At 45.1% G+C, this 9775-nt stretch carries 7 protein-coding genes; 4 read left to right on the top strand and 3 right to left on the bottom strand.

The window, feature by feature from the left end; translation table 11 throughout:
- The first annotated feature begins 351 nt into the window (after positions 1–351).
- The 3 genes from IQ257_RS27555 to IQ257_RS27545 are packed head-to-tail and all read left to right on the top strand — an operon-like array spanning position 352 to position 6194.
- Positions 352–5262, top strand: coding sequence for a polymorphic toxin type 37 domain-containing protein (locus tag IQ257_RS27555; protein WP_193881106.1), 4911 nt, complete (start codon positions 352–354; stop codon positions 5260–5262).
- A gap of 13 nt (positions 5263–5275) precedes the next feature.
- A complete protein-coding gene (locus tag IQ257_RS27550; RefSeq protein WP_193881103.1) occupies positions 5276–5830 on the top strand; it encodes a HEAT repeat domain-containing protein in 555 nt (184 codons plus the stop codon).
- A complete protein-coding gene (locus IQ257_RS27545) occupies positions 5802–6194 on the top strand; it encodes a hypothetical protein (protein WP_193881100.1) in 393 nt (130 codons plus the stop codon). Before IQ257_RS27550 ends, IQ257_RS27545 begins: the two co-directional genes overlap by 29 nt.
- Positions 6195–6643: 449 nt before the next feature.
- Here the strand turns inward: IQ257_RS27545 and IQ257_RS27540 are convergent, their stop codons facing one another.
- A complete protein-coding gene (locus tag IQ257_RS27540; protein WP_193881097.1) occupies positions 6644–7171 on the bottom strand; it encodes a hypothetical protein in 528 nt (175 codons plus the stop codon).
- A complete protein-coding gene (locus IQ257_RS27535; protein WP_228061087.1) occupies positions 7168–7989 on the bottom strand; it encodes a MarR family transcriptional regulator in 822 nt (273 codons plus the stop codon). The genes IQ257_RS27540 and IQ257_RS27535 overlap by 4 nt, the downstream gene beginning before the upstream one ends.
- 240 nt (positions 7990–8229) lie before the next feature.
- On the opposite strand from IQ257_RS27535, the gene IQ257_RS27530 reads away from it, so the two are divergent.
- The gene (locus IQ257_RS27530; protein ID WP_193881091.1) at positions 8230–8592 is read left to right on the top strand and encodes a helix-turn-helix domain-containing protein; all 363 of its coding nucleotides are present in this window, start codon (positions 8230–8232) and stop codon (positions 8590–8592) included.
- Between the two features lie 116 nt (positions 8593–8708).
- Here IQ257_RS27530 and lepB read toward each other — a convergent pair whose 3' ends face one another.
- Positions 8709–9647, bottom strand: coding sequence for a signal peptidase I (gene lepB / locus IQ257_RS27525; protein ID WP_193933390.1), 939 nt, complete (start codon positions 9645–9647; stop codon positions 8709–8711).
- Positions 9648–9775 lie beyond the last annotated feature (128 nt).

The raw sequence follows: 9775 nt of genomic DNA, 5'->3' as shown, positions 1-9775 counted from the left end.
GTGTATGAGTTGTTGGAGAAGCATCAGGGGAAGATTGGGGTTAACTCTCAGGTGGGGGAGTATACGGAGTTTGAGGTTGTTTTTCCTAAGAGTCAGTTATTGTTTGGTATTGATAGTAACTGAATTAGGGCGCAAAGTTAAGCTTAAGTAAGTACTCCGACAACCTGAAGCGATCTGCGCTTTGCAGCAGCGCTTCGCTATCGCCATTTGTTAAGTTTTCCCAAATAGAGGAGCGATCGCCTATCTCTGAGGTAGGATTAAAATTATTTTCACCCAGACAACCCCTGACGCACAGTAGATGGGGGATAGGGATGCACAGGACAGACCAGCGTTGATTGGGAGCTTCTGGCTATGTCGTTTCGAGAGCCGATTAGGAAAAAAAATTCCTCTGCGTTTAATCAGACGCCAGCTCCCAATCCGTTGCAGCCGCGCCGCTTCAAAGTCCCCAAGCCGCCTCCAGAAGTCGTGCAACTGTCGCCCGAACAAAATAAGGCTTTGATCCAAGAGCAATTGGAGAGGGCATCTCGTTTTGGCTACAACGCTTCTAACGTTCCCGTCAATGCGCCAGGAACGCCACCACCGCCGCTACCCGTTCAAAGACAGTTTGCTAGTGGAGAGTTAACCAATCATTACTACCAAGCTGTATCAGAAGGGGATGAAGCTGAGAGTCAGGAAAATTCAATAGAAGCGGCGGAGCCAACTGTTAAGCAAGCATCAGGAGACGCATCAGACGGGGAAGATTCAAATGGCAGCAATCAGCACCAAGAGCAAATACCGACGGTACAAGCTCAACAGGAAAAAGTCCCCCAGTCTGGTCATAATTTTCTGAAGATTCCCGTCTATGCTCCAGGTACATCGCCACCACCGATTCAAAGGCAAGTTAACTTTGGCAGATTAGAGAAGACATTTGATACATTTAGGCAGCCGTCATTTTCAGTAGCTGCTCCCGAAGCCGACCGATGGCATCAGTTAAAAGTTCAGCAATTCAGTCGGGTTCAGAGGGTTGAGTACCCGTCAATTGCTGGAGGAGAGCCTCTCCAGAAAAAAGAGGTGGCTGATGGTGGTGGGATGAGTGTTGATGTCAGCCAGCCACAACAGGCAGAGCCGCTTACATCTAATCCACAAGCAGGTGCATCCGAATCGACAGAAGCTGTTGAATCTATCGTTGCAGCAGTCGTGGAAAGCCTGCAAACTGACCCGGAAGACAGTTCGGGACAGGTGAAGCGTCGGATCAAGAGTCTGGAGCCAGCCACCCGCAAGGCAGTTATGGCACAGCTTCAAAATCGCATCCCGCCAGAGCAGTGGCAGCGATTGAGTGTAATTCTGGCTGAACCTGATTCGGCTGAAGAGCAAGAAGCTCCAGCATTGCCACCGCTTGAAGAGATTGCTCCAGATGAGGGAGACATTTCTGATCAGCAAGCGCAGGATGGGAGAGAGGGTGGTTCGGCATCCTCTAGCGCACCCGAAGCTGGGGCGGGAGCAACGGAGGTAGAAAAATCTCCAACGGAAGTCGCTACTCCAGGGGTGAATGAGGAGAATACTACACCAGAGCAACAGACCACTGAGCTATCTAGTAGACCTGGAGGTGTTGGCGGTGATTCCAGTAACTCTACGCCGCAATCTACATCCACAGAGAATACCATGTCGAGTTTACAAACGACAAGGGATGCCTCTGTAGAACCATCAACAGCTCCAGTGGAGAACGGCAAGACGCCAACTAACAATGAGGCTACCGCGTCGCAACCGACTGGAGAAGTCCCAACGGCAGAAGGAAATACTCCTAGAGCGTCACAAAAAGAACAGCCATCGGCTCCCTCTGCTCAATCTTCTGCTGGAAAGACCCCAGATTCGGGTATGTCTACACAGTCGAGCCAGGGTGCAATTGCTTCGGGTGCATCTCAATCTCAACAGGGTGGCATCGGATTTGCGATCGCTCAAAACAACTCATTACCAAGTACAGAAACTCAAACACCCTCCACAAATTTTGCTGGGACGCAGATAGTCCTAGAGCAAGTTGCTGCGGCGGCTAATGCTGCACGGCAGCGCTTTACCGAACGACTCGTACAAGGAACAGAAGCGATCGCCGCTAGTGTTCAACAACAACAAGAGGCACTTATATCAGCAAGTGATCAACAAGGAAGCGCTATTCGGACACTATTTGCCAATGCTCGCGAACAGATTGGACAAATTATTAGCAGCGCCCAAGCTCAACTGCAAACTGACGCGATATCCCATTTAGCCACCTTGCAACAGGGGCATACAGCTACTTTAGGTGAGGTGGAAACAACCTTCTCCTCTAGCCAAGAGCAGGCTCAAGAACTTGGGGATAGTTATGCAGAACAATCGCTAGAAACTGCCGATAACTCGGCTGAACAAGTTCAGTCTCGTTTGCAAGGGATGGCTCAAGAGGCTCGATCAATTGGTCAGGAAAAGGCTCAGGTAGGAGGCAGCACTCCAGAAATCGCTCAAGCAAAAGCCCAGGCTGCAAATGAGATTGCCTCTGATACCGCTGATAAGATTACCAGTGGTATGTCTGATGCAATGGGAGATTTGCGTGCAACCGGACCAGAAACAGCAAGTAGTTTTAGAGAACAAGGACAGGAAGCTGCTGGTCAATTGGGTGAGGGGCAAGGTCAAGTTGTCGAGCAGTTGAACACATCTAACCAGGAAACTGCTACTGCGATTCAGCAGGCTGTTGGTCAAGGGAATCAAGCTCTAGGTAATTTACAGGGGCAGTTAATTGAGCAACTGGTTTCTTTGGAACAAACTATCCAGAACCAATTGCAATCTCAAGTAGCACAAAAGAGTCAGGAGCTTTATGCTGCTGGTGACCAAGCTATCAATACTTTCCAAGAGCAGGGACAGCAAGCGATCACTTCTGGTGATGAGCATCTGGCTCAATTCAACCAGCAAGTGGCTGAAATGGACATTGATCCAGAATTGGCGGCTGAAGCAACTACAGAAATTGTGGGTCAGGTAGATGGTGCTTATAACAATCTGATGTCAACTGCTGATGGTGCTCTCCAGCAGGCAGATAGTGCTTTGGTTGAAGCAGGAAATCAGGTTCTGACTGCCATTAGTTCTGTTTCTAGTAATGCTGCTAGTCAAATTCAAACCTTCCTAGGACAAGCTCAAGGGCAGGTTAGCCAACAAGTCACCTCTATTTCTGATCAGCTTGGCACTACCGTTAGTCAAGCTAGTGATGCTGAAAGCGGCATGGTGAGTGAAGTTACATCTAGCTTGGATGAGCAAATTAGCCAGCTTGATAGTGGATTTGGAGAGGGACTAGAGGAGTATACAGGGGGACTTGACGAGCAAGTTACTTCTGCTGAAGAGCAAGCAAGCGAGCCAAGAGAGAGTGTTGCAGAACGAGCTGAGGAAGCACAGCACAGAGCTGAAGAAAGGGCACAAAACTCCTGGATTGAAAACCAGTGGAACGATCTTGTGGGAATGTTGAGTTGGGAGTTTTTAGCCGGTTTAGTAGCTGGATTACTGGTTGGTGCATTTATAATTGCAACATTTGGAACAGGCGCTGTTGCCTTGGTGGCTGCAGGAGCAATAGCAGGGGCTGTTGGAGCATTAGCAGCTACCGTTGTTGGGAATTATCGTGGAGGAAAAGAGGGTTGGGCGCTTTTAGATGGCGCTCCGAGAAATATGATTTGGGGAGCTTTCGGTGGTGCTGCTGGTGCTGCTGCTCTAGTATTTCTCGGAGGAGGCTTTATAGCAGGAGGTGCTATCGGAGGAGTCGCTGGTGGGTTGGGACTTACTGCAAGTCAAACTCTTGCATTACTTGTAGGTGGTGCTTCAGTCACTGCGGGTCTTGTTACAATTTTAGATAACGCTTCCAATCCTGAACGTTCTTGGGATGAAGGTCTTCTTGCAAATATGCTTCTTGCAGGAGTCTTCACTTGGTTGGGAGGTAAGTTATCGCGTCGTTCTGTAGATACTCCTGAATCTACACCTCGTCAGCCTGGAGATACTCCTGAATCGACTCGTTTGCCTGTAGAAGAGCCTGAATCCACTCGTTCACCTAGATCAGAAGTCGATTCTCCAGAACAAAGTCCTCGTGGTTGTTTTGTTGCAGGAACCAAGGTTTTAACACCAGAAGGCGAGAAAACCATTGAAACACTGACGAATGACGAAGCTGTCTGGTCTCTTGACCCATCTTCAAACTCCAAAAAAGAACAATTTATTCAGTGTATATCTGTTCGGAGTGTTCCTAAAGTTCTGGATATTCAAGTTGGTGAAACAACAATTACATGCAGCCCTGAGCATCCTTTCTGGGTGCCTTCACAGGGTTGGGTGAAAGCCGGAGAATTACAAATTGGATGGACGCTTCTTTGCCTCAATAAAGGTACTGTTACGATAGACAATATCCATGTGCGTGTGGGTTCGTTCACTGTTCACAATATAGAGGTCAATGGTTTACATAATTATTGCGTATCGCCGTTAGGTGTGCTTGTACACAACAAGGCTATGCGCTGGAACTTGCAGGATAGAGCGGCTGCCCTTAGAGGAAGAATCACTGATCTATTAGAACAAGTTAGAGACTTTCCAGAAGATGTACCTGAGAGAGCAGAGCTTTTACGCCAACTCCAGGAAGCTGAACCCGAAGCAAATAGGTTAGCAAGACTTGCAGAAGAATCGGATTCTCCAGACGCATTGGAATCTTCACGAGGTGCTATTGAATCCTTAGAAGAGCAATTGATTCGCTTGGAAGAATCTGCTGACGCTGTGAGTTTACCCCTACGTGCTCGTTCTCTACCTCACAGAGTTAAACAACTCATGAAACGTGCTAATGAGCTATCCAACGACACACCGGATAGACATGAACTAATCAGAAGACTAAAGGACTTGGAAGGTGACGCAGAAGCTATAAAAGAACTTGCAGCAGATGATCCAACTCTTATTGAACATGAAATTCTTGTAACTGAATCTCAATTAAGAGATATTGAGGCAAGAATAAACGAACTTAATCCTGCAAAACCCACAGAAGCAAATGTTCCACGGCCAAACCAGAAGAATCCTGCCAATAATCTTCCGACTGGTGGGGATCACCCCTATGTGCCACCAAAGCAGGCTGGTAATCCAGAAATTGTTAGGCACCCTGAAGGTGGTGGCTGGATAGATGCAAAAGGCAATAACTGGGAATGGGCACATGATCAACATGCTGGGCCACACTGGGATGTACAACACCCTGATGGAACTCATACTAACGTATATCCTGATGGTATGGTTCACCAAGGTAGTGATAACTTTTAGAGGAACTTTATAAATGTCTGAAAATTCATTACAAACAATTTTTAGGAAAATTAAGGAGGGAATGGCATCAACTGAATGGTTGCGCTATGAAGTAGATAGTAATGCTCTTGTGAAAGCTCTTAAAGAAGCTCCAACAGATCATGCACGTATTATTCTTTGTGATGTACTTGGTTGGCGGCATGAAAAGAGGGCAGTTCCAATCATTATCAATATGCTTGAGAATGATTCTTTCAAGGTACGTTCATCAGCAGCGGATGCTCTTGCCAAAATAGGAGATCCAACTTCAGGAAATGCTTTACTACATCGATTAGAATTACCAGAGCCCAAAATCAGTGTACGTCGTATGCTTTTAGCTGCCCTAGGAGCAGTTGATTGCCAAGAAGCAATTCCCTTACTGATAGAATATTTGCAAAATCCCGATCCTAGTCAAAGGGGAAGTGCAGCCTGGTCTCTTGGAGAAATGAGAGCAACTGAAGCTCTTCAAAAGCTAGAAAATGCTCTAAGGTCTGAACGGAGTCAATATCCGCGTGAGCGTATGATTGAAGCAATTAGAAAAATTAAAGAATGACTATTTAAAACTTACACTAGAGGTTTTTTTTAAAAATATGAACAATGCAGAAAAATATATTTTATGGACTTCAAAAAAAAGAAGTAGCTATTTTTTGATTCCGAATTATGCTGTTTTACCAAATGGAGATTATGTAATTCGTCAAATCCAAGGAATTGAGAAACAAGTTGCTCCCAAAGCACTTATCCCTTATGAAATTTCAGCCAAAGACGCTGAACCCTATATGCAGCAGGAAATAGCTCAGGTTATGAACCAAGTTTCCAGTCTGTTCTCCGATATCGTAGGAATCACCATACAAAATAGTAAACATATCGCTCTTTTGTCACTCTCGCCAGAGCAAACCCTGAAAGCCTTGCACCAATAGAGTTTCCGCATAGGGGCTTAAGACATAGGTTTCTATCACGCAAGCGATCGCTCTACTGTCCATGGGGTTTGACTTTCATCAGTTGGCTATGATTTTCCTCTTCCTAGAGTGACAAAAGAGCGATAGAAACGCTTCAATCTCGTGGGCTAGGTATAGCTGAGCTAGATACCAGTCAACTCATTGAAGATTTCGCTCAAGCCATCTCAGAGTTTTCTGATGAGATGAAAAGTAATTTTTCCAAGAGTTCTTCTGGTGTCGAAAACGCAGTGAATCAGATACAAGAAGCTGCTCTTCAGATTGACAATTCATTTTCAAATCTTTCTCAAACTCTGACACAGGGTCTAACAAAATTGCAAAATTTAGCAAATAAATCCGAGTGAAAATCAGGCTAAGAGGAATGGAACGTTCTAGGGGAAATAATCAGAGTCCTATTTCCCCTAGAATGTTAGCTACTTGCTAATCTGGTCTGCATCATCCCTTTCATCGTCATTATGCGCCTCTAATCCCCAACCAGCCAACACAGCCGCGTGTTTCTGCTGCGCCTCCATTTCTTCAGTCGGAGTGCGATGTACGCTAATGCGTCCCGCTTCGCTAACGCATTTCCTCAAACTCTTTTGTTGAGCGAGAGCGGCAGTTTTTTGAGCGATACAAGCGGCTTTAAGCTGCGTGGTTTGCCGCCAGTCTTCCCGGTGGATAACATCCAGTTGTTGACAGATGGCAGCAGTAAACCGATAGTCAACCATACTCTTTCCCAGGGAATCCAGATTTTCTCCCGCATTGCAACCCGGATTCTGACAGCGAGGAATTTTATCCTTGCCAAGTTCGTATCTTTCGACTACCAGACTCGCCAAATGCGGAGCGACTTCTCCCTTATCTCGGCAGCAGAAACAACGCCATGAGGGTTGCCAAATTTCTCGCTCGTAGTCCGGGCTATCTTCAAGGCGGACGAACTGACGTGGAAGTTTGGGAAGTGTCATAACTCAGCCCCCCATACCAGATTGTTAGCCTCTGCCCAATTTGCAAACTGACGGCGGATTTCTTGCTCCTCTTCCGGTCCATACAGCACGATAAATCGGGGTTTCCCTTGGCGAATCTGCTCAATCCACTCATCTCGCTGCGGATGATTTGCCCAGTTTTGGGAAGGTGCGAGTGTCTTTCCTTCCGGCGTTTTCTGAAACTGCTCGTAGAGTTCCTGGTGATGCTTCTCGACCCACTTTTCAGCTAGCGTCGGCGGTTTGGGCAGCTCTGCTGCCTTTTTCAAACCAAACTCTAAAAATTTCTCTCTCTCAGTCTCAGAGAGAGAGTCTATAAAGTCTTTATAAGTCTTATTAGATCTTAGAGAGTCAGAGCCTTTATCTGATGAGGGTTCTGGCGGTCGTTTGTTGCGTAGCGATCGCGCTCGTTGCGTCATGATCACGCTCGTTGCGTCATGATCACGCTCGTTGTCTGGAGACAACACTGTTGTCTCATCGCAACCTGTTGCCTCATCGCAACAATGAATCCCTTTCGCCTTGACATTAACCTTGACCATCAAAAGTTCCAGGTCAATAAACCCTTTGGCATCAAGTTCTTTGAGGGCGCGGCTGACTGTCGAGCGGTGAACGGTTTTCTGGTCGGTGGATAGCTGACGAGCTATTTCGGCGATTGAAACCTCCAGACCTTCCCCGTAAGGGTCTAAGGTGCGAATAAAATACAGTACATCTCGCTGTGCTGGGGTGAGTTCGTGGCAAGCTCTCAGCCATTCGGTATGCTGCAACGGGTAAAACTTTCCCTGAATTTTTGTCTGTGTCATCATAGAAATAAGTAAAAAGTTGCTGCCCCGCATCTCGCTGGTTTTGAGTCCGGGGCTGGTTTTCTTATGGCTTGCAACCAGCGCAAACCAAGCGAATCCAGTTCTGCCTAGTGAATGCTAGGATTTGAACAGGAGTGCCAAGAGTGCGAACGTCCCTAGCGATCGTTCTAGGGGAATAGAAAGACATTCACTAATAGTAAACTAGATTCATTCCCACTGAATCTAGAGGGCGAAAATTCCTTAATGTTAATTCACGAAGCCTTTGACAAGACACTGAGGAAATACGGCATTAGCGGGAAAGCGTTGTCGAAACGTTCTGGTGTGAGCGCATCTCACATATCACAGTTTCGCAATGGGAAAGGGGGAGCTATGTCTCACACCACCCTTGAAGTCCTTCTAGACGCAATGGAACAGCTTGCTCCCGGTTCGAGGTTCTGCTTCTGCTTGTTGTTTGCTGGAAAGAATCCAGAACAGTCGGGTGCGGACGTGTTAATCGAGTCCATGGATGACAGGCAACTGAAGAACCTACTGCTTTTGGTTGCTGAAAAGTTATCAGCACCGACCCAGCAATCAGAAACCAATGAGATAGCCTTAGTAGCCAAGTAAGAATGCTATCTAAGAATTGAGTTAAAGCGATGACTGCTTACAAAAACTATATCACCACAGAGATTTTTAAAGTTTTTCTATTCCCGCCAGAGTTCCAATAATTCTAATCACTCAAACTATTCAGGATAGTCAAGTTGACAAATCTTACCGCTGCGCTTGAAAGGGAAAACAATTTCAGATACTCTTCCCTGAATTTTTTCTTTAGGGATAAATCCTACGGTACGGCTGTCATATCGACATTCATTACGATTATCTCCGAGTACAAAATAATGATTGGCAGGAATCATTACAGCCGTTACATCATCGGACGCTAATTCATCTACATAAACCTCATGTAAAATTTCTCCGTTAATGAACACCAGTCCATCTTTTATCTTCAAGTCTTCTCCAGGGAGTCCAATAATCCTACTAATCAAAAAACTTGTACGCTTGTTTCTTGCCAATGTATATTCAAAAACAATTATATCTCCTCTTTGCGGTTCAAAAGAATCTTTGCTAGCAAAAATGGAATCTCCTTTAATAAGGGTAGGAGCCATTCCGTTAGAAACAATCTTTAAGCTCTTATTTTTACTAAGCCTTTTAATGATTGAAATAGAAAATATAACAATTGTAGCTCCTAGAGTAGTCAAAGGATAAAAAATAAAACCAGCTATTAATAGTAAAGTAATAACCCCGTAAAGTATCCCAACAGAGGATTCTAATAAAACGGGACTTATTTTTGATTTTCTAGATAAAAAAATAGACTCTATAATCAGAAATTCATCGAGTCTAAAGTTCAAAAGTGCCAAGGCATTAAGTCCACACCTTAGATGTAAACTTTTATCGGTTAAAGCAGATATCTTAAAAGGCTCACTTTTACACATATCAATTTTAATTTCAATCGTATGCTCTCCTTTAAAAACTTCATATTCCTCGGTAGTTCCTGGTTTAATTCGTCCGGCTTGAGAATCATCAATATAAACTCTAAAAGAACGAGCAGAACATATAAATTGCCACTTCCGTTCAAGATTTATTAAAATTCTTTGGTCATTATTATTGGTTGTTTTGATAGTCATAAAAGTCTATATTTGGCTGAAAACTATACCCTATCTACCTTAACTCAACAGACCAGATTATTGATGGAACTTAGACAAGAAGCCAAGTAGAAAAGCCTTACATCAACTAACACCAACTCACTTAATAC

Source organism: Coleofasciculus sp. LEGE 07092 (genome assembly GCF_015207375.1).
GTDB lineage: Bacteria > Cyanobacteriota > Cyanobacteriia > Cyanobacteriales > Coleofasciculaceae > LEGE-07092.
The sequence above is the reverse complement of the archived record's forward strand: the minus strand, read 5'-3'. Positions and strand labels throughout refer to the sequence as shown.